Origin of the sequence: Arthrobacter crystallopoietes (assembly GCF_017603825.1) — a bacterium.
Lineage (GTDB): Bacteria > Actinomycetota > Actinomycetes > Actinomycetales > Micrococcaceae > Crystallibacter > Crystallibacter crystallopoietes_B.
The window spans coordinates 4,118,642-4,138,788 of the sequence record NZ_CP072014.1; the positions used below are offsets into that span (position 1 = coordinate 4,118,642).

Annotated in this window: 24 protein-coding genes; 2 read left to right on the forward strand and 22 right to left on the reverse strand. The window is 62.1% G+C overall.

Annotation, left to right across the window (positions count from 1 at the left end; translation table 11 throughout):
• Positions 1-18 precede the first annotated feature (18 nt).
• The 15 genes from rpsH to rpsJ all read right to left on the reverse strand — a co-directional run bounded on the left by rpsH (position 19) and on the right by rpsJ (position 7,544).
• On the reverse strand, positions 19-417 hold the full coding sequence (rpsH, locus tag J5251_RS18905; RefSeq protein ID WP_139005749.1) for a 30S ribosomal protein S8: 399 nt from the start codon (positions 415-417) through the stop codon (positions 19-21).
• Between the two features lie 82 nt (positions 418-499).
• Positions 500-1,069 carry a 50S ribosomal protein L5 gene (rplE, locus tag J5251_RS18910; RefSeq protein WP_139005748.1) on the reverse strand — a complete coding sequence of 190 codons (570 nt, stop codon included), beginning with the start codon at positions 1,067-1,069 and terminating at the stop codon, positions 500-502.
• A complete protein-coding gene (gene rplX, locus J5251_RS18915) occupies positions 1,069-1,437 on the reverse strand; it encodes a 50S ribosomal protein L24 (protein WP_074701296.1) in 369 nt (122 codons plus the stop codon). The genes rplE and rplX overlap by 1 nt, the downstream gene beginning before the upstream one ends.
• Positions 1,438-1,440: 3 nt before the next feature.
• Positions 1,441-1,809 (reverse strand): 50S ribosomal protein L14, encoded by a 369-nt coding sequence (gene rplN / locus J5251_RS18920; protein ID WP_139005747.1) that lies wholly within the window; start codon positions 1,807-1,809, stop codon positions 1,441-1,443.
• Between the two features lie 396 nt (positions 1,810-2,205).
• Positions 2,206-2,496 carry a 30S ribosomal protein S17 gene (gene rpsQ, locus J5251_RS18925; RefSeq protein ID WP_074701294.1) on the reverse strand — a complete coding sequence of 97 codons (291 nt, stop codon included), beginning with the start codon at positions 2,494-2,496 and terminating at the stop codon, positions 2,206-2,208.
• On the reverse strand, positions 2,493-2,825 hold the full coding sequence (gene rpmC / locus J5251_RS18930; protein ID WP_139005746.1) for a 50S ribosomal protein L29: 333 nt from the start codon (positions 2,823-2,825) through the stop codon (positions 2,493-2,495). Before rpmC ends, rpsQ begins: the two co-directional genes overlap by 4 nt.
• Positions 2,826-2,827: 2 nt before the next feature.
• Entirely contained in the window at positions 2,828-3,244 is a 417-nt protein-coding gene (rplP, locus tag J5251_RS18935; RefSeq protein WP_074701292.1) for a 50S ribosomal protein L16, read from the reverse strand.
• Positions 3,245-4,087, reverse strand: a complete 843-nt coding sequence (gene rpsC / locus J5251_RS18940) for a 30S ribosomal protein S3 (RefSeq protein WP_074701291.1) — start codon at positions 4,085-4,087, stop codon at positions 3,245-3,247. It abuts the gene before it with no gap.
• A complete protein-coding gene (gene rplV / locus J5251_RS18945) occupies positions 4,088-4,453 on the reverse strand; it encodes a 50S ribosomal protein L22 (protein ID WP_074701290.1) in 366 nt (121 codons plus the stop codon).
• A gap of 39 nt (positions 4,454-4,492) precedes the next feature.
• Positions 4,493-4,774 (reverse strand): 30S ribosomal protein S19, encoded by a 282-nt coding sequence (gene rpsS, locus J5251_RS18950; protein ID WP_074701289.1) that lies wholly within the window; start codon positions 4,772-4,774, stop codon positions 4,493-4,495.
• 12 nt (positions 4,775-4,786) lie between these two features.
• Positions 4,787-5,626 (reverse strand): 50S ribosomal protein L2, encoded by an 840-nt coding sequence (gene rplB / locus J5251_RS18955; protein ID WP_139005745.1) that lies wholly within the window; start codon positions 5,624-5,626, stop codon positions 4,787-4,789.
• 30 nt (positions 5,627-5,656) lie between these two features.
• Positions 5,657-5,962, reverse strand: coding sequence for a 50S ribosomal protein L23 (gene rplW, locus J5251_RS18960; RefSeq protein ID WP_139005744.1), 306 nt, complete (start codon positions 5,960-5,962; stop codon positions 5,657-5,659).
• A complete protein-coding gene (rplD, locus tag J5251_RS18965) occupies positions 5,959-6,561 on the reverse strand; it encodes a 50S ribosomal protein L4 (RefSeq protein WP_139005743.1) in 603 nt (200 codons plus the stop codon). Before rplD ends, rplW begins: the two co-directional genes overlap by 4 nt.
• A gap of 4 nt (positions 6,562-6,565) precedes the next feature.
• The gene (gene rplC, locus J5251_RS18970) at positions 6,566-7,219 is read right to left on the reverse strand and encodes a 50S ribosomal protein L3 (protein WP_139005742.1); all 654 of its coding nucleotides are present in this window, start codon (positions 7,217-7,219) and stop codon (positions 6,566-6,568) included.
• 16 nt (positions 7,220-7,235) lie between these two features.
• On the reverse strand, positions 7,236-7,544 hold the full coding sequence (gene rpsJ, locus J5251_RS18975; RefSeq protein WP_003803825.1) for a 30S ribosomal protein S10: 309 nt from the start codon (positions 7,542-7,544) through the stop codon (positions 7,236-7,238).
• 540 nt (positions 7,545-8,084) lie between these two features.
• Between rpsJ and J5251_RS18980 the strand changes: the two genes are divergently transcribed.
• On the forward strand, positions 8,085-9,557 hold the full coding sequence (locus tag J5251_RS18980) for a GH1 family beta-glucosidase (RefSeq protein ID WP_208574856.1): 1,473 nt from the start codon (positions 8,085-8,087) through the stop codon (positions 9,555-9,557).
• A 73-nt stretch (positions 9,558-9,630) separates the two neighbouring features.
• On the opposite strand, the gene J5251_RS18985 is transcribed toward J5251_RS18980, so the two are convergent.
• Positions 9,631-9,771 (reverse strand): hypothetical protein, encoded by a 141-nt coding sequence (locus tag J5251_RS18985; protein ID WP_171059391.1) that lies wholly within the window; start codon positions 9,769-9,771, stop codon positions 9,631-9,633.
• 739 nt (positions 9,772-10,510) lie between these two features.
• On the opposite strand from J5251_RS18985, the gene J5251_RS18990 reads away from it, so the two are divergent.
• Positions 10,511-10,891 (forward strand): VOC family protein, encoded by a 381-nt coding sequence (locus tag J5251_RS18990; RefSeq protein WP_139005741.1) that lies wholly within the window; start codon positions 10,511-10,513, stop codon positions 10,889-10,891.
• Positions 10,892-11,040: 149 nt separating this feature from the next.
• Here J5251_RS18990 and tuf read toward each other — a convergent pair whose 3' ends face one another.
• The 6 genes from tuf to J5251_RS19020 form a co-directional block, all read right to left on the reverse strand.
• The gene (gene tuf / locus J5251_RS18995) at positions 11,041-12,231 is read right to left on the reverse strand and encodes an elongation factor Tu (RefSeq protein ID WP_139005740.1); all 1,191 of its coding nucleotides are present in this window, start codon (positions 12,229-12,231) and stop codon (positions 11,041-11,043) included.
• A 226-nt stretch (positions 12,232-12,457) separates the two neighbouring features.
• Complete coding sequence (gene fusA, locus J5251_RS19000) at positions 12,458-14,572, reverse strand: elongation factor G (protein ID WP_139005739.1); 2,115 nt, start codon at positions 14,570-14,572, stop codon at positions 12,458-12,460.
• Between the two features lie 84 nt (positions 14,573-14,656).
• Complete coding sequence (rpsG, locus tag J5251_RS19005; RefSeq protein ID WP_139005738.1) at positions 14,657-15,127, reverse strand: 30S ribosomal protein S7; 471 nt, start codon at positions 15,125-15,127, stop codon at positions 14,657-14,659.
• Position 15,128: 1 nt separating this feature from the next.
• Positions 15,129-15,503 carry a 30S ribosomal protein S12 gene (rpsL, locus tag J5251_RS19010; RefSeq protein ID WP_074701279.1) on the reverse strand — a complete coding sequence of 125 codons (375 nt, stop codon included), beginning with the start codon at positions 15,501-15,503 and terminating at the stop codon, positions 15,129-15,131.
• 266 nt (positions 15,504-15,769) lie between these two features.
• Positions 15,770-17,893 carry an acyltransferase family protein gene (locus tag J5251_RS19015; protein ID WP_244250730.1) on the reverse strand — a complete coding sequence of 708 codons (2,124 nt, stop codon included), beginning with the start codon at positions 17,891-17,893 and terminating at the stop codon, positions 15,770-15,772.
• Between the two features lie 55 nt (positions 17,894-17,948).
• Positions 17,949-20,057, reverse strand: coding sequence for an acyltransferase family protein (locus J5251_RS19020; protein ID WP_208574857.1), 2,109 nt, complete (start codon positions 20,055-20,057; stop codon positions 17,949-17,951).
• Positions 20,058-20,147 lie beyond the last annotated feature (90 nt).

The following is a 20,147-nucleotide window of genomic DNA, read 5'->3' on the forward strand; positions in this document are numbered from 1 at the left end:
TTTATCTCTTCCTTTCCGTTACCAGACGTAAGCGAGGACTTCGCCGCCCACGCCCTTCTTGCCGGCCTGACGATCAGTCATCAGCCCGGAAGAGGTGGACAGGATTGCGATACCCAGGCCACCCAGCACGTGCGGCAGGTTGGTGGACTTCGCGTAGACGCGGAGACCGGGCTTGGAAATACGGCGGATACCGGCGATAGAACGCTCCCGGCTCGGGCCGAACTTCAGTTCAATGGTCAGCTTTTTGCCAACCTCAGCTTCCTCTTCCTTCCAGCCGGCGATGTAACCTTCGGCCTTCAGGATGTCGGCAACGCGTGCCTTGAGTTTGCTGTACGGCATGGACACGGATTCGTGGTAAGCCGAGTTTGCATTGCGCAGACGAGTCAGCATGTCTGCGACAGGATCTGTCATAGTCATTGTGGGCTCTTGCCCTTCCTCGTAACGGTTTCCTTGTTCCGGCAGGCTCAACCAGCGGAACGGGACCTTTTACGTAGTTGAATTAATCTTCGGTCTTGAACGGGAAGCCAAGCGCCTTGAGCAGCGCACGACCCTCGTCGTCGGTCTTTGCGGTAGTCACTACAGTGATATCCATACCGCGGACGCGGTCGATCTTGTCCTGATCGATCTCGTGGAACATTGCCTGTTCGGTCAGACCGAAGGTGTAGTTACCATTGCCATCGAACTGCTTGCCGTTGAGGCCGCGGAAGTCGCGGATACGGGGCAGAGCCAGGCTGACCAGACGGTCAACGAATTCCCACATACGGTCGCCGCGCAGTGTTGCGTGCGCGCCGATCGGCATGCCTTCGCGCAGCTTGAACTGTGCAATGGACTTGCGGGCCTTGGTGACCTGGGGCTTCTGGCCGGTGATCTGGGTCAGATCGCGCACTGCGCCGTCGATGAGCTTGGAGTCCTTGGCGGCATCTCCAACACCCATGTTCACAACAACCTTGACAAGGCGCGGAACCTGGTTGACGTTGACGTACTTGAACTCGTCGCGCAGAGTCTGCTTGATCTCTTCTGCGTAACGGGTCTTCAGACGGGGGACGATCTTGGTGACGGTCTCAGTCATTAGAGATCCTTCCCGGAGCTCTTGGCAACGCGGATACGCACAGTGCGCTCACGGCCATCACGCTCGACGGTCTCGGTGCGGTAGCCAACACGGGTCGGCTTCTTGGTCTCGGGGTCAACAACGGCAACGTTGGAGATGTGCAGCGGGGCCTCTACGGTCTCGATGCCACCGGTCTTCGTGCCGCGCTGCGACTGACCGACCTTGGTGTGCTTGGTGACGGTGTTTACGCCTTCAACCAGTACGCGGTTGGTCTCCGGGAAAACCTTGAGGACCTTGCCCTGCTTGCCGCGGTCGCCGCCGCGCTCCTGCTTGGCACCGGTGATGACCTGAACCAGGTCACCCTTCTTGATCTTGAACTTTGCAGCCATGGACTACAGCACCTCCGGAGCAAGCGAGATGATCTTCATGAACTTCTTATCGCGAAGCTCACGGCCAACCGGGCCGAAGATACGGGTACCGCGGGGGTCGCCGTCGTTCTTCAGGATCACTGCAGCGTTTTCATCGAACTTGATGTAGGAACCGTCCGCACGGCGGCGTTCCTTCTTGGTACGAACGATGACAGCTTTGACGATGTCACCCTTCTTGACGTTGCCGCCGGGAATTGCGTCCTTGACGGTGGCAACGATGACGTCGCCAATGCCTGCGTAGCGACGTCCGGATCCACCGAGAACGCGGATGGTCAAGATTTCCTTGGCACCCGTGTTGTCGGCGACCTTAAGCCGCGACTCCTGCTGAATCACTTATTACTCCTGTCGTCGCGCTGGTTCTCATCATGTGAGCCTTGCGGAACGGATATGGGATACCCCCACCCCGGACTCCCCCTGCCCGCGCGCAAGCGTGGGCCGAAGGCGGAAGTGGGAATTTGCCTATTCTGTCCATACGGAAAGGTGGATAGTCTTTCCAAACGGCACAGGCAAGATTACTAGTTTATTACTAAGACACCCCAGACGCGAAATTCACCGGATTTTTCCGAGAACTAAGCGGCCAGGGGCTCGTATTTTTCAAGGGGATCGCTCCCCTTCAAACCCGGTCCCGACTGGTTTGCGGCAACTGCCGGAAACCAGCTATGGGGCGGGAAATCTAAGGGGTTGGGCCCGCCCGTCGAAACGGACGGGCCCAACCGTAAACCCTAGGGTTTACTTAGCCTTTTCGACGATCTCGACCAGGCGCCACCGCTTGGTAGCGGACAGCGGACGAGTCTCGGCGACGACGACCAGGTCGCCGATGCCGGCGGTGTTCTGCTCGTCATGGGCCTTGATCTTGGAGTTCCGACGAAGAACCTTCCCGTAAAGGGCGTGCTTCTTGCGGTCTTCGATCTCGACGACGATGGTCTTATCCATCTTGTCCGAGACAACGTAGCCGCGGGCGGTCTTCCGGTTGCCACGAGCCTGTGCTGCTTCAGTCACAGATGCTTCCTTCTCACTCATTTGGCATCATCCTCGGTGGCCGGAGTCTCTGCTTCTTCTGCAGGCTCGGCCTTCTTGGACTTCTTTGCCTTCTTCTCGGTCTTAGCTTCCTCAACGGGAGCTACGACCTCGGGGCGGATGCCCAGCTCGCGCTCACGCAGCACCGTGTAGATGCGGGCGATGTCACGCTTGACTGCCTTGAGGCGGCCGTGGTTCTCCAGCTGACCGGTGGCGGACTGGAAACGGAGGTTGAACAGTTCCTCCTTGGCCTTGCGCAGCTCTTCTACGAGACGGTCCTTATCGAAAGTCTCGAGCTGGTCTGTTGCCAATTCTTTTGAACCAATTGCCATTTCTATTCACCACCTTCGCGACGCACAATGCGTGCCTTCAACGGGAGCTTGTGGATCGCCAGGCGCAGTGCCTCGCGAGCTACCTCTTCACTGACACCGGAGAGTTCGAACAGAACCCGGCCCGGCTTGACGTTGGCAACCCACCACTCCGGCGAACCCTTACCGGAACCCATACGGGTTTCGGCCGGCTTCTTCGTCAGGGGGCGGTCCGGATAAATATTGATCCAGACCTTACCGCCACGCTTGATGTGGCGGGTCATCGCGATACGGGCTGCTTCGATCTGCCGGTTGGTGACGTATGCAGGCGTAAGCGCCTGGATACCCCACTCGCCGAAGCTGACCTGGGTGCCGCCCGTTGCAGCGCCGGAACGACCCGGGTGGTGCTGCTTACGGTGCTTGACTCGACGTGGGATAAGCATTTAAGCCTGTCCTCCTTCGGCAGCCGGAGCGGCAGCTGCTTCAGCAGCCGGAGCCTCGGCCTTGGGAGCTGCATCGGCCGAAGCCTGAGCAGGACGGTCATTACGACGACGGCGTTCGCCACCGCGGTCCGCCGGGCCGCGGCCCGGACGGTCTCCGCCACGGCCGCGGGACGGAGCTGCAGCCTGCTGCGCAGCCAGTTCCTTGGCAGTAACGTCGCCCTTGTAGATCCAGACCTTCACGCCGATGCGGCCGAAGGTGGTCTTGGCTTCGAAGAAACCGTAGTCGATGTTCGCGCGGAGGGTGTGCAGGGGCACACGGCCTTCGCGGTAGAACTCCGAACGGCTCATTTCGGCGCCACCCAGGCGGCCGGAGCACTGAACGCGGATACCCTTGGCGCCGGCCCGCTGTGCGGACTGCATTGCCTTCTTCATCGCGCGGCGGAAAGCCACGCGGGAAGTCAGCTGCTCGGCGATGCCCTGGGCAACGAGCTGTGCTTCGATCTCGGGGTTCTTGACCTCAAGGATGTTCAGCTGAACCTGCTTGCCGGTCAGCTTTTCGAGCTCGCCGCGGATGCGGTCAGCTTCTGCACCGCGGCGGCCGATAACGATACCGGGGCGTGCGGTGTGGATGTCCACGCGGACACGGTCACGGGTGCGCTCGATCTCAACCTTGGCAATACCTGCCCGCTCCATGCCCGTGGACATAAGCTGGCGGATCTTGACGTCTTCGCGAACGAAGTCCTTGTAACGCTGGCCGGCCTTGTTGCTGTCAGCGAACCAGTGGGAAACGTGGTCGGTGGTGATACCGAGTCGGAATCCGTGCGGGTTTACTTTCTGTCCCACTTACTGGTCCTCCTCTTTCTCCGGGGTAGCGACAACAAGTGTGATGTGGCTGGTCCGCTTGTTGATGCGGTAGGCGCGGCCCTGGGCACGCGGCTGGAACCGCTTCATGGTCGGGCCTTCATCGACAAATGCTTCGCTGATGTACAGGTCGCTCTCGTCAAAGGCGACGCCGTCACGGTCCGCGAGAACGCGGGCGTTGGCGACTGCCGATGCGAGTACCTTGCTGACCGGCTCCGAAGCTGCCTGCGGGGCAAACTTCAGAATTGCCAGAGCCTCATTCGCCTGCTTGCCACGAACAAGGTTGACGACGCGCCGGGCCTTCATAGGCGTCACGCGAATATGGCGCGCAATAGCCTTGGCTTCCATTGCTTTCCTTCTCTCGTCTTCTGCCGTACGAGCGAGCGCCTAGCGGCGCTTGCCCTTACGGTCGTCCTTCACATGGCCGCGGAAAGTCCGCGTCGGGGCGAATTCGCCGAGCTTGTGCCCGACCATCGACTCGGTGACAAACACCGGAATGTGCTTGCGTCCGTCGTGTACGGCGATCGTGTGCCCGAGCATGTCGGGAACGATCATCGAACGGCGGGACCACGTCTTAATGACGTTCTTGGTGCCCTTTTCGTTCTCTGCAGCTACCTTGACAAAGAGGTGCTGATCGACGAAGGGGCCTTTCTTCAGGCTGCGTGGCATGTCTCCAGGCTCCTATCGCTTGTTCTTGCCAGTACGACGGCGACGCACAATGAGCTTGTCGCTTTCCTTGTTGGGGCGGCGGGTACGGCCCTCAGGCTTACCGTTCGGGTTGACCGGGTGGCGTCCACCGGAGGTCTTACCTTCACCACCACCGTGCGGGTGGTCGATCGGGTTCATAGCCACACCACGGACGGTCGGGCGAACGCCCTTCCAGCGCAGGCGGCCGGCCTTGCCCCAGTTGATGTTGGACTGCTCGGCGTTGCCGACCTCGCCGATGGATGCGCGGCAGCGCACGTCAACGTTGCGGATTTCGCCGGAAGGCAGACGGAGCTGGCCGTACTTGCCTTCCTTGGCAACGAGCTGTACCGAGGCACCGGCGGAGCGGGCCATCTTGGCACCGCCGCCAGGACGCAGTTCAACGGCGTGGATAACAGTACCCACGGGGATGTTGCGCAGCGGCAGGTTGTTGCCGGGCTTGATGTCGGCGCTGGCGCCGGCCTCAACAACGTCGCCCTGCTTCAGCTTGGCCGGAGCAAGGATGTAACGCTTGGTGCCATCAACGTAGTGCAGCAGTGCGATACGGGCGGTACGGTTCGGATCATATTCGATCTCGGCAACCTTGGCCGGCACGCCGTCCTTGTCGTGACGACGGAAGTCGATCAGACGGTAGGCGCGCTTGTGGCCACCACCCTTATGGCGGGTAGTGATCTTACCGGAGTTGTTACGGCCGCCCGACTTGGTCAGGGGACGAACCAACGACTTTTCCGGCGTCGATCGCGTGATTTCAGCAAAGTCGGCAACGCTAGAGCCGCGGCGGCCCGGCGTAGTCGGCTTGTGTTTACGGATTCCCATAGTTTATTTCCTCGTTAAAGTGGTCTCCGCTTAAGAAAGCGGACCGCCGAAGATGTCGATTGTGCCTTCCTTCAGGGTGACAATTGCGCGCTTGGTGTTCTTGCGCTGTCCCCATCCGAAACGGGTGCGCTTGCGCTTCCCGGCACGGTTGATGGTGTTGATCGAGTCGACCTTGACGGAGAAGATTTTCTCCACGGCCAGCTTGATCTCGGTCTTGTTCGAGCGCGGGTCGACCAGGAAGGTGTACTTACCTTCGTCGATCAGGCCGTAGCTCTTCTCCGAAACGACGGGTGCAATGACGACGTCGCGGGGGTCCTTAGCGGTGGTCGCGCTCACTTGGCGTCCTCCTTGTTGACGAAAGCCTCGTAGGCTGCCTTGGTGAAGACCACGTCGTCGGAAATCAGCACGTCGTAGGTGTTCAGCTGATCTACGTAGATCGTGTGAACTTCCGCGATGTTGCGCAGGCTCAGGGCCGCAACATCGTTGGCGCGCTCGATAACAACGAGCAGGTTCTTACGGTCAGAGACGGACCGCAGGGACTCGAGGGCACCCTTGGTGTTCGGCTTCTCGCCGGAAACCAGGGACTCGAGAACGTGGATGCGGCCGTTGCGTGCCCGGTCGGACAGGGCGCCGCGCAGGGCAGCAGCCTTCATCTTCTTGGGGGTGCGCTGGCTGTAATCGCGCGGGGTCGGACCGTGGACAACGCCACCGCCGGTCATGTGAGGTGCACGGATGGAACCCTGACGGGCGCGGCCGGTGCCCTTCTGCTTGAACGGCTTGCGGCCAGCACCCGAAACCTCGGCGCGGGTCTTGGTCTTATGCGTGCCCTGGCGGGCAGCTGCGAGCTGCGCGACGACAACCTGGTGCAGCAGCGGCACGTTGGTCTGTACGTCGAAGATCTCTGCAGGCAGATCGACATTTACAGTGTTAGCCATTGAACTAGGCTCCCTTCACAGCGGAACGGACGAGAACGACCGAGCCGCGGGCACCGGGAACGGCACCCTTGATCAAGAGCAGCGACTTCTCAGTGTCCACAGCGTGAACGGTCAGGTTCAGTGTGGTGTGGCGGACGGCGCCCATACGGCCGGCCATCTTGAGGCCCTTGAAGACGCGGCCCGGGGTGGACGCGCCACCGATGGAACCGGGCTTACGGTGGTTCTTGTGGGCACCGTGGGAGGCACCAACACCATGGAAGCCGTGACGCTTCATAACACCGGCGAAGCCCTTACCCTTGGAGGTTCCGACGACGTCGACCTTCTGGCCGGCTTCGAAAGTCTCCACGGAGAGCTCCTGGCCCAGCTCGTAGGTGTCTGCATCTGAGGTGCGCAGTTCAACTACGTGGCGGCGGGGGGTGACACCGGCCTTCTCAAAGTGGCCAGCCAGCGGCTTGGACACCTTGCGGGGGTCGATCTGGCCGAAGCCGATCTGAACGGCGGTGTAACCATCAACATCTGCATTGCGCAGCTGAGTGATGACGTTGGAGTCAGCCTGGACGACAGTTACCGGCACAAGGCGGTTGTTCTCGTCCCAGACCTGGGTCATGCCGAGCTTGGTGCCCAGCAGTCCCTTTACCTGGCGTGTAGTGGTAGACATATTTATCCGCACTCCCCTACAGCTTGATTTCGATGTTCACGTCAGCAGGCAGGTCAAGACGCATGAGCGAGTCAACGGCCTTCGGCGTGGGGTCAATAATGTCGATCAGACGCTTGTGAGTACGCATTTCAAAGTGCTCACGGCTGTCCTTGTACTTGTGCGGCGAACGAATAACGCAGTACACGTTCTTCTCGGTGGGCAGCGGCACGGGGCCGACTACCGTTGCGCCTGCACGCGTGACCGTCTCAACGATCTTCCGTGCTGAAACATCAATGACCTCATGGTCATATGACTTCAGACGGATGCGGATTTTCTGTCCCGCCATGGCGTCTCCGCTCTCTTTCTCAGTGCTGCTCTGTTAATTTCCGGTCTGCGCCCCTCCGGCCGGATCAAGTCCGCACCTGGCGCTCCTCCAACAGACTGAATCCGGATATTTCCGGGTTCCTCACCCTGCCGAGGCTCCGACCCCCGCGCTCGGGCGTGTCGCGAATATTCTGCGCACGAACCCATGCAAGATTGGGGCGGGTTATATTTGGGCTTCTCCGCCTAGTGGAACCTGACCCTGGCCCCGGGCATTATCCCGGGCGGGACGCGGTTTCGCACGACGACATAAGGAAGCGCTTGAACAACTCATCTAGTGTGGCAGATATCGGCATGAAACGCCAATCTGCGCCGGGTTGCCGGGCATCTGCACCGGCCGGGTATAGACTCCGGCCCGCTCTGAACTATTAATGTGTTCCTCCCCCACCATAGCTATTTGTCTGCGGACGCCACAAATTGCCGTGACGCAGCCGCCTTGAAGTGAGATGCTTCTGATTATCGACGGCTCTTCCGGCCGCCGGCGGCTTGATCTAAGGACTTGATCATGGGCATGACACCGCAGAGCCTGGCAGCACTGATCCCGCCTGACTTCACGCTGGGAGTTGCCACGGCAGCCTTCCAAATCGAAGGTGCCGTGGCTGAGGACGGCCGCGGGCCCTCGGGTTGGGACGCCTTCTCCCAGCAGGAAGGCCACATCGTCAACGGTGACCGGGCCGACGTCGCCTGCGACCACTATCACCGGATGCCCGAAGACGTCGAACTGCTGCATGCGCTCGGCGTCGACTCGTACCGCTTCTCCCTTTCCTGGCCGCGTATCCAGCCGGACGGCCGCGGTCAGGTCAACCAGGCAGGCATCGATTTCTACGACCGGCTCCTCGACCAGCTGCTCGAGCGCGGCATCTCCCCCATGTGCACGCTCTACCACTGGGACACTCCGCTGCCACTCGAGCAGGCCGGCGGATGGCTCAACCGCGAGACCGCTTACCGGCTGGCTGACTTCGCCGGGCTCGCCGCGGAGGCCTTCGGTGACCGGGTCCACCGCTGGGTCACTATCAATGAACCCACCACAGTCGCCCTCAACGGCTATGCGCTGGGCATCCATGCTCCGGGTTATCCCGGCCTGTTCGAGGCCTTGCCCGCGGCGCACCATATGATTCTGGCCCATGGGCTGAGCATTCAGGCGCTGCGCAGTGCCAACGTTCCCGGCGAACTCGGCATCACCAACGTGTATTCCCCCGTGGTCTCCGCCCGCGGCGGCTTTGCCAATGACCTGATGGTGGAGCTCTTCGACATCCTGCACAACGCGATGTTCTCCGACCCGGTCCTGCTCGGGCGCTATTCGGACTTCAATCCGCTGCTGACACCGTTCCTGCATTACCTCACGGATGTTTCCCCGGAGGATCTGGCGATCATGAGCCAGCCGCTGGATTTCTACGGGTTGAATTACTACTTTCCGACCAGGATTGCACCCGGCTCGGGACCTAACACCGGTCCGGATGCCATTCCGGAGGGGGTGCCGGAGCATATGCTTGAGGACAGTCCGGACCTGCCCTTCCACATCACCGGTTGGCCGCAGTACGACCGCACGGCTTTCGGTTGGCCCATCGCACCCGAGTATCTCGCCGTCGCCCTGACGGAAATGGCGAACAGGTATCCAGGGTTGCCGCCGGTCTTCATCACCGAGGGCGGCGCCAGCTTCCCCGATGTGGTGGTTCAGGATGCCCTGACATTGGAGCCGCACGTTGCCGATGTAAAGCGCATCAACTATCTCAGTGACCATCTGGCGGCGGCTCTGAATGCCACCGCTCCCGGCGGGCCAGCCGAATCGATCGACCTGCGGGGCTATTACATCTGGACGCTGATGGACAACTTCGAGTGGGCCGCCGGCTACAGCCAACGCTTCGGACTGGTTTACGTGGATTTCGAAACCCAGCAGCGCATTCCGAAATCCTCTTACAACTGGCTGCAGGAAATCACGTCGCTACGGGCAGCCGATACCAGCAGCCTTCGGCGCTGAGGTGCCGGCGGCGGCAGCCTGCAGCCCCCGGCCCATCGCCGATCCGCGCTCCGCGCATCAAGCCCGTACGCGTCTAGCGTTCGCCGTCCTGGTTGGCGCGACGGATCCGCTTGGCCCGGTCGATTTCATGCCGGAAATACTTGCGGCCCCACATGGCGGCCCCCGCCACGGCCACCACAATGCCGACTACGATCCAAAAGACTATCCACTCCATGCTCCGATCCTACTGCCGCTCCGCGTCTTGCTTGCCGTGCCGGATCAATTTCCAGACTGCGAAGGCCAGCAGAGCCAATGCGGCAACGGCCAGCACGATCGCGCCGCGTTGATCCCGACCGCGGACGAACTCGTAGGCAGCTATAGAGGCTGTTCCTGATGGACGCCCGGCTGCTGCCCAGCCAGAGGCTCCCGCGGCATGTTCTGCGACGGCGGACTAAACGTTGGACCGGGCTGCGCCGTCGGAGCCTGCGGTGAAGGTCCCTGTCGCGTGGTAACCGGTGGCGCCGGGGCATCGCCAGCGGATGCAGCCCGAACGCCGGCGGGCTCCATTGCTGTGCATCAAGGAATCCCTGGCGGTAGCCCTCCTCATATACCTGGTTCGGCGGCGGTAACAGGGCCGCCCACTCCCCCGGGGCTTCTTTGGCGCCGGCCCTACGGAGGCTGATGAACCAGCCCGCAAGAAACGCCCGCCGGCCAGCAGGATGACCGCGAATAGCTCCGTATCCCCCGGACCTCTTCATTATTTGAGACTGTTCCGCTCAGTATATGAGACGCGTGTCGGTGCACCGGAGCCGCATTCCATGGCTGTGGATAACCAGCAGCACGTTCGCCATCAGGTCCTTTGCGAACACTCCAGCGCATGCTGAAATTTGTCACTGCCAGACCGGTCCGGAGAGCTCCAGCAAGACTATTCTGTAGGTGTCCGCACGCCGATTGCACGAAGGGAGTTGGACGCAGTGCTCAGCACTACCAAAATGACCGCGGTCCTGCCCGTGAAAGATCTGGACCGCGCACGCGATTTCTACGAGAAGTCCCTAGGTCTCGAACCTCAGGGCCTCATGGATGACGACACCTTCATTTTCTCCGCCGACGGAGCTACCGCGCTCGAACTGCTGCGGCGGCCGGATGCCACTCCGTCGCAGAACACTGCCGTCAGTTTCGAGGTAGCCGATCTGGAAGCAGAGATGAAGGATCTTGAAGGCCGTGGCATCAAATTCGAAGACTACGACCTGCCAGGTCTGAAGACCATCAACCACATCGCAACCAGCGACAATCTCCGCTGCGCATGGTTTGCGGATCCGGAAGGCAACGTTCTCTGCCTCCACCAGCCCGTCTGAGAGGAGTCCAGCCAGCACGCACCACTCGGACCAGCCGGAGCCGGTCAACGGAAGTTAAGACAGAAAACCCCCGCTGCGTAAACAGCGGGGGTTTTCCTGGTCTCATTCCGGTGCAGCTGCACCGGGCCGATTACCCAAGAACCAAGTAATTACTTGATGATCTTGGTAACGCGACCGGATCCAACGGTGCGGCCACCCTCACGGATAGCGAAGCCGAGGCCCTCTTCCATAGCGATCGGCTGGATGAGCTCAACGGTCATCTCAGTGTTGTCGCCAGGCATAACCATTTCCGTGCCTTCCGGCAGGGTGATAACGCCGGTTACGTCCGTGGTACGGAAGTAGAACTGCGGGCGGTAGTTCGAGTAGAACGGGTTGTGGCGTCCGCCTTCATCCTTGGACAGGATGTAGACGTTGGCCTCGAAGTCGGTGTGCGGAGTGATGGAACCCGGCTTCACAACAACCTGGCCGCGCTCTACGTCTTCGCGCTTGATACCGCGGAGCAGCAGACCACAGTTCTCGCCGGCCCATGCCTCGTCGAGCTGCTTGTGGAACATCTCGATACCGGTGACCGTGGTCTTCTGGATCGGACGGATACCGACGATCTCGACCTCGGAGTTGATGGCGAGGGTACCACGCTCGGCGCGGCCGGTTACAACCGTACCGCGGCCGGTGATGGTGAAGACGTCCTCGATCGGCATCAGGAACGGCTTGTCCTTGTCGCGGACCGGGTCCGGAACGTTTTCGTCAACGGCTTCCATCAGGTCCTCAACGGACTTGACCCACTGCGGGTCGCCTTCCAGCGCCTTCAGGCCGGAAACGCGCACGACGGGAGCGTTGTCGCCGTCGAACTCCTGCGAGCTGAGCAGTTCGCGAACTTCCATTTCGACGAGGTCGAGGAGCTCTTCGTCTTCAACCATGTCGGACTTGTTCAGCGCGACCAGCAGGTAGGGAACACCAACCTGGCGGGCCAGCAGAACGTGCTCGCGGGTCTGAGCCATCGGGCCATCGGTAGCGGCAACCACGAGGATTGCGCCGTCCATCTGAGCTGCACCAGTGATCATGTTCTTGATGTAGTCAGCGTGACCGGGAGCGTCTACGTGTGCGTAGTGGCGCTTCTCGGTCTGGTATTCGATGTGCGAGATGTTGATGGTGATACCGCGCTGGCGCTCTTCCGGGGCAGAGTCGATAGCTGCGAAGTCACGCTGCTCGTTGAGATCGGGGTACTTGTCATGAAGCACCTTGGAAATAGCAGCGGTCAACGTGGTCTTACCGTGGTCAACGTGACCGATGGTGCCAATGTTGACGTGCGGCTTAGTCCGCTCGAACTTTGCCTTCGCCACGGGTTCCTCCTAGAACGTTTTGAGAAGAATTGCTCTTCGGTAACGCTTTTCGTTACCGAAACCTGAACAAGTCTACTTCGGGCTTTTGTATTTGGTGAAATTACAGATTTCTTCAGGTACCGGCAACTTGCCGTTACCCTCGGCCTGCGGTGCAGTGGACCGCCCACCGGAGTGACCGGCCCACTGCGTTTGGTGTTGCCCCGGCGGACCGGGACGCTACCGGAACTTACTCGCCGCGCGTCTTCTGGATGATCTCGTCGGCAACTGCCTTCGGGACCTCAGAGTAGCTCTCGAACTGCATCGAGTACACAGCACGGCCCTGCGTCTTGGAACGCAGGTCGCCGATGTAGCCGAACATCTCGGACAGCGGCACGTTGGCGCGGACAACCTTCACACCCGAGGCATCTTCCATGGACTGGATCATGCCACGGCGGGAGTTCAGGTCACCGATGACGTCGCCCATGTATTCCTCAGGGGTACGTACTTCAACAGCCATCAGCGGTTCGAGCAGGACCGGGTTGGCGCGCTTGACGCCTTCCTTCAGCACCTGGGAACCGGCGATCTTGAACGCCATTTCCGAAGAGTCGACGTCGTGGTAGGCGCCGTCAAGCAGAGTGGCCTTCACGCCAACCAGCGGGTAGCCGGCCAGCACACCGAGCTGCAGGGCACTCTGGATACCTTGATCCACCGAGGGAATGTACTCGCGGGGGATACGGCCACCAGTGACCTTGTTCTCGAATTCGTAGAAGACGCCTTCGGAAGTATCCAGCGGCTCGAAGGCCACCTGGACCTTTGCGAACTGGCCGGATCCACCCGTCTGCTTCTTGTGGGTGTAGTCGACCTTGTCGACGGCCTTCTTGATCGTCTCGCGGTATGCCACCTGCGGCTTACCGACGTTGGCCTCGACCTTGAACTCGCGACGCATGCGGTCCACCAGGATGTCCAGGTGGAGCTCGCCCATGCCGCCGATTTCGGTCTGGCCGGTGTCTTCGTTCAGGCTGACGGTGAACGTCGGGTCCTCGGCGGAGAGCTTCTGGATAGCCGTGGACAGCTTCTCCTGGTCGCCCTTGGTCTTCGGCTCGATGGCCACGAAGATCACCGGCTCCGGGAAGGACATCGATTCGAGGACGATCGGGGCATCGGGAGCACACAGGGTGTCGCCGGTGGTGGTGTCCTTGAGGCCGATGACGGCGTAGATGTGGCCGGCATGCAGCTCGTCGACCGGCATTTCCTTGTTGGCGTGCATCTGGAACAGCTTGCCCAGGCGCTCCTTCTTGCCCTTGGTGGAGTTCAGCAACTGCTGACCCGCCACGGCCTTACCGGAGTAGACGCGGATGAAGTTCAGCTGCCCGAAGAACGGGTGGGCGGCGATCTTGAACGCAAGTGCGGAGAACGGCTCGTCCTCGCTCGGCTTGCGCGTCAGTTCCTTTTCTTCGTTCTGCGGGTCGTGGCCGATCATCGACGCAACGTCCAGCGGGGAAGGCAGGTAATCGATGACAGCGTCCAGCATCGGCTGCACGCCGCGGTTCTTGAACGCGGAGCCACAGAAGACCGGGTAGATCTCCGAGTTGACAACCATCTTGCGGATGCCGGCCTTGAGCTCCTCGATGGTGGGCTCTTCGCCCTCGAGGAACTTGTTCATCAGTTCATCGGAAGATTCTGCAACATCCTCGACCAGCTTGGCGCGGTATTCCTCGGCCTTGGCCTGCAGCTCCGCCGGGATCGGGCCGGTCTCGTAGGCAGCACCCATGGTGACGTCACCCTTGGAGTCGCCCGGCCAGGTCAGGGCCTTCATGGTCAGCAGGTCCACGACACCGACGAAGTCGCTCTCGGAGCCGATCGGCAGCTGCATAACCAGCGGCTTGGCACCCAGGCGGTTGATGATGGTGTCAACGGTGTAGTAGAAGTCCGCACCGAGCTTGTCCATCTTGTTGACGAAGCAGATACGCGGAACTTCGTACTTGTCGGCCTGGCGCCACACAGTCTCGGACTGCGGCTCCACGCCTTCCTTGCCGTCGAAGACTGCAACGGCGCCGTCGAGAACGCGCAGGGAGCGCTCGACCTCAACCGTGAAGTCCACGTGGCCCGGGGTGTCGATGATGTTGATCTGGTTCTGGTCCCAGAAGCAGGTCACCGCGGCAGAGGTGATGGTGATGCCGCGTTCCTTTTCCTGCTCCATCCAGTCGGTCGTCGAAGCACCGTCGTGCGTTTCGCCGATCTTGTGGCTCACACCCGTGTAGAACAGGATGCGCTCCGTAGTGGTGGTCTTGCCGGCATCGATGTGGGCCATGATGCCGATATTGCGGACCTTATTAAGGTCGGTAAGCACGTCGAGTGCCACAGTTTCTCCCTTTTTAGGTGAGCCCCAACCAACGACGGCGGTGGGCAGCTGAGCCAGCCAGCCGCCGTCGTGGGTAGAGGTTTTTTACCAGCGGTAGTGAGCGAAGGCCTTGTTGGACTCGGCCATCTTGTGGGTGTCTTCGCGACGCTTCACAGCGGCACCCAGACCGTTCGAGGCGTCCAGAATCTCGTTCATGAGACGCTCGGTCATGGTCTTCTCGCGGCGGGCCTTGGAGTAGCCAACCAGCCAGCGCAGTGCCAGAGCCGTGGCGCGGCCCGGCTTGACCTCAACGGGAACCTGGTACGTGGCGCCACCGACACGGCGGGAGCGGACCTCGAGGGTAGGCCGGACATTGTCCATGGCCTTCTTCAGAGCGGCAACGGGATCGCCACCGGTCTTGGTCTGGACACCTTCAAGGGCACCGTAAACGATGCGCTCTGCAGTGGACTTCTTGCCGTCGACCAGAACCTTGTTGATCAGCTGGGTAACCAGCGGGGAACCGTGGACGGGATCTACAACTAGCGGCCGCTTGGGGGCCGGACCCTTGCGGGGCATATTACTTCTTCTCCATCTTCGCGCCGTAGCGGCTACGAGCCTGCTTGCGGTTCTTCACGCCCTGGGTGTCGAGTGCACCACGGACGATCTTGTAACGGACACCCGGCAGGTCCTTAACACGGCCGCCGCGAACGAGCACGATGGAGTGTTCCTGCAGGTTGTGGCCTACACCGGGGATGTAGGCGGTAACTTCGATGCCACCGTTGAGGCGGACACGGGCTACCTTACGAAGAGCGGAGTTCGGCTTCTTCGGGGTGGTGGTGTAAACGCGGGTGCAGACGCCGCGCTTCATGGGGCTGCCCTTAAGCGCGGGCGCCTTGGTCTTATTGACCTTGGGTGAGCGGCCCTTGCGGACCAGCTGGTTAATCGTAGGCACTTACGTGATCTCCGTTTATCTAGGCTTTGCCCCGCCACTTTTGCGAGGCCAGGCACTTTCCAGTCGTCTCCACGCCTACTGCGGATTGAAACGACGGTAGGCATGCAAAGGTGTGGCATTCACCGCGCAAGAACCCCGCGGACCGGAAACAGGCTCCATCCCCAAATTCCCAACCTGCGGAAACTTCGGAACGGCCTTCATCCACTGCCACACAAAACAATCGGGTAATAGTCTATCAGAGATTAACGAAGCTTCTGACAGCAGGCTCACTGCGCCTCTTCCATGGCTGCCAGCAGCTTTTCCTCGAGCCTCGGCGCCAGCGTCTTCATGTAAGTCCTGGTGATGTGGTTCTTGTCCGCGTAGAGCAGCACGTTGCCGATGACGGCGGGACAGGAATCCTCCCCGCAGAAGGCGTCCGAAAGGTCCAGCACCCGTGCCCGGGGTGCCAGTTCCGCGGCTTCCCGCGTGAGGTCCTGGCCGTCGAACGCTTCGCTGCGCGGCTGGTTGCACTCCTGCGGTTGCTCGTAGGACTGCGCCACGCAGTCCGGGGCAATGGCTCCTGCGCGCGGCCGGGGAGTGTCGATCAGTGGATAGACCCCGATTCCGGCGTCGGCCAGCGCGTTCCAGTTCTCGGCAAAGCCGGCAGCTCCCGGGCGGTGTCCGGTGCCGGAATCCACAAAGTTTACGTTGGCGTAGTAGGAGGTCACGACGGCATCCACGTCTCCCCTGTCGATGATCCGGTTCAGGGTTTCGCGGTTCGGCTCGGTGCACTGCAGGTCCTCGTCCCGTTCGGCCACCCGCATTTCCGTGGTGAAGGGGCACGAGTTGTGCAGGTACGTCACCAGCTGCCAGTCCTGTTTCTCGGCAATCGGCTCCAGCGCGGCAAACCATTGCGCAGCGTGCGAGTCCCCGACCAATGCCACGGTCTTCTCCGCATCTTCGTCCCCGAATTCGCATTCCTTCGTATCCGGATCCGATGCCAGCGAGGCACAGTCGCCGACGTCGAAATTATCTTCCTTCGCCAGGCTGGGGTCCGGCACGATCACATCGGACTCAGCGGCAAACGCCCGGTCCGCGGCGGGTGACATTGCCTCTGCTCCGAAGTCTTCGGGAGGTGCGGCCAGCAGGGCCGATGTCTGGACTGCGCGTTCCGCCAGGATCCGCTCCTGTTGGTTGCCCGGGACGAAGGCCAGTGTGCCCACCAGCGCGGTGGCCGCGGCTCCCGCGGCCAGCGGGCGCCAGGCCTGGGAATTGAGCCAACCGAACCGGCGTACCGGGGTTTCCACGTAGTAGTAACACAGCGCTGCCAAACCGAAGGACGCTGCCAGGAGCGCTAGGCTGGCCACCGGCCCGGGCTCGATGCCTGCCACCGTCTTGTAGAAGACGATCAGCGGCCAGTGCCACAAGTAGAGGGAGTAGGAGATGTTGCCTGTCCACTGCACGGGCTTCAGGTCCACCAGCCGGTGCAGCGACAGCTCTCCGCTGGTGCGGCCGGCGGCGATAATCGCCATGGTGCCCAGGACCGGGAGCAGTGCCGCAGTGCCGGGGAAGGGCGTCGAACCGTCCAGCAGGAAGGCCGCTGCCAGGATCATGGCCAGGCCTGCGGCGGCAAGGAGGCTGCGCAGATGGGGCAGGCGGTCCGTGTAGGTCAAGGCGAGTGCCAGCAGCCCGCCAAGCCCGAGTTCCCAGATCCGGGTAGGCGTAATGAAGTAGGCAGCCGGACTGCCGCCTGCGGTGTACCAGATCCCGAATACCAGCGAGGCCGCGGTGACCAGTGCGAAGAGCAGGCCCACGCAGCGGGTGACCGAGTAACTCGCACGGCGCAATTGCCCGCCGGCCTGCAGCCGCGCGTTGGACCTGCGGACCAGGTAGGCCGCCAGCAGGACCAGCAGCGGCCAGAACACATAAAACTGCTCCTCCACAGCAAGCGACCAGAAGTGCTGCAGGGCAGTGGCGGATTCCGTGGCGGCGAGGTAGTCCACCGAGTTGGAGGCCAAGGCCCAGTTCTGCACGTAGAAGGTGGAGGCCAGCGCCTGGATGCCGATCTGCGGCCACTGCGTCATCGGAGCGATCATCAGCGTGACCACCAGGACAACGACGACGGTGAGCAGCGCTGCTGGCAGGATGCGCCGGATGCGTGCGCCCCAGAAATGGCGCAACGAGACGGTCCCCGTCCGGGCCACCTCGCGCAGCATGTGTCCGGTGATCAGGAAACCGGAAATGACGAAGAAAACGTCGACGCCGACAAACCCACCGGGCAGCCACCGCGGCTCGAGGTGGTAGACCACCACCATCAGGACTGCCAACGCCCGCAAGGCCTGGATTTCGGGCAGGAACTTGCGCACTTTTCCTTCCGCCTGTTTGGTCTCCATGGCTGCTAAGTCAGTCATGCCCAGGTAAACAAACGGTGCACTCGACATGAACGCGGCATAATCCTGCCGCGATTCACTCCGCTTTGGCGGCCGCGAGCTCCTCCCCCAGCCGGTCGACGAGGGTCAGCATGTAGGTCCGGGTGACGTGGTTGAAGTCCCGGTAAAGCATGACGTTGCCGATCACCATCGGGCAGGAATCCGCGCCGCAGAACTTGTCCGAGAGGTCGACCACCCGGGCCCGCGGCGCCAGGGCGGCTGCCTCACGGGTGATGTCCTTGCCGTCGAAGCCCTCGGACCGCGGCTGGCTGCAGCGCTCGGGCTCGCCATAGTGCAGGTCCACGCAGTCCCGCGGATCCGCTCCCGGCCGCGGTGCCGGGGTGTCCACGATCGGGTAGACATCGATGCCGGCGTCGGCCAGCGTGTTCCAGTACCCGGCCATGCCCACTACTCCAGGGCGGTGGCCGGTGTCCGTGTCCTCGAAGACCGAGGAAGAGAAATAGGACGTGATCACCGCGTCCACATCGCCCCTGTCGACCAGCCGTTCCAGGGTCCGTGCGTTGGGTTCGGTGCAGACGGATTTACCCTCGGCCTCGAGCACCCGCCGCTCCGGCGTGAACGGGCACGAGTTGTGGATGTAGGTGACCAGATTCCAGCCACGCTCCTTGGCCAGGACGTCCAGTGCGGGCACCCACTGCCCCGCGTGGGAGTCTCCCACCAGCGCAACGGTGGGTCCACCCTCGTTCTTGCGATAGTCGTATTCGCACTCCGGCGTCTCGGCATCGCGCTGCTGCGCCACGCAGTCGCCGAAGTCGAACTCGTCCTCCATCGCCTTGTTCGGATCCGGCACGATGGCTTCATTTGCGCCGGCGAAGCTCTTGTCGGCGCTGGCGTCCATCGCCTTTGCCCCGAATTGCGATGGCGGGGCGTCCAGCAACTGCTGCGTCTGCACCGCGCGTTCGGCCACCAACTGCTCGCGCTGCTGCCCGGGGGCCAGCGCGAGCGTCCCGATCAGGCCCATGGCCACAATGCCGGCGCCGATGGGACGCCACGGATGCGCCGACAGCCAGCCGGCCTTACGGACCGGGGTCTCAATGAAGTAGTAGCTCGCCGCCGCCAGTCCCAGCGAGGCCGCCAGCAGGAACAGGCTCTCCCATACACCCGGCGGCCGGTCCGCGAGGGTACGGTAGTACACCGCCAGCGGCCAGTGCCAGAGGTAGAGGGAGTAGGAGACATTCCCCAGCCACTGCACGGGCCGGCGGTCGATGATGGTGTGCAGCGACGCGGCGCCCACAGTGCGCCCGGCGGCGATGACGGCCATGGTCCCGAGCACAGGCAGCAGCGCGGCGGCACCCGGGAAGGGTGTGGCGCCGCTGAAGGTCAGGGCGGCGGTGAGAATGGCAACCGCTCCGGCCAGCGCCAGGACCTTGCGGGCGCGCAGCCAGCGGTCTGTGTAGGTCAAAGTCGCCGCGAGCAGCCCGCCGAGGGCGAGCTCCCAGATCCGGGTGGGGGTGATGAAGTATGCCGCCGGACTGCCCGTGGCCGTAAACCAGATGCTGAAGACCAGCGACGCCGCCGCCACCACGGCGAAGACCGACACCACGGCAGGCAGTTGTCGCCCGCGTTTTCCCCGCCAGCGCCGGCCGAGCGCCACGGCAAGGAGCATCAGCAGCGGCCAGAACAGGTAGAACTGTTCCTCCACGGCCAGCGACCAGAAGTGCTGCAGCGGGGTGGCGCTGTTGCCGGCCGCCATATAGTCGGTGGAGTCGGCGGCGAGCACCCAGTTCTGCGTGTAAAACGTGGAGGCCAGTGCCTGCGAACCTATCCTCCCCCACTGGGTTGCCGGGCTCAGCAGGAAGGTGGCCAGGCAGACCGCGGCGATGGTCACCAGGGCTGCCGGCAGGATGCGCCGGGCCCGCGCGGCCCAGAACGCGGCCAGCGAGAGTCTGCCCGTCCGCTGGACTTCGCGCAGCATGTGTCCGGTGATCAGGAAACCGGAGATGACGAAGAAGACATCGACGCCGACAAATCCGCCGCGAAGCCAGCCGGGCTGCAGGTGGTAGACCACCACGAGAAGCACGGCAAGGGCGCGCAGGGCCTGGACTTCGGGCAGGAATTTGCGCCGCTGCGGCGTGGCAGCAGGCTGTTCTCCCCTGATGGCGGCTTGTCTGGTCAATTCAGGCATAGACAGCCAATATAACAAAAAGATAACAGGCGGTACGCGGGTGCAGCCCGGATCGCCCGCGGAAAGGCATTGGATTCCGCCGGCGGCAGA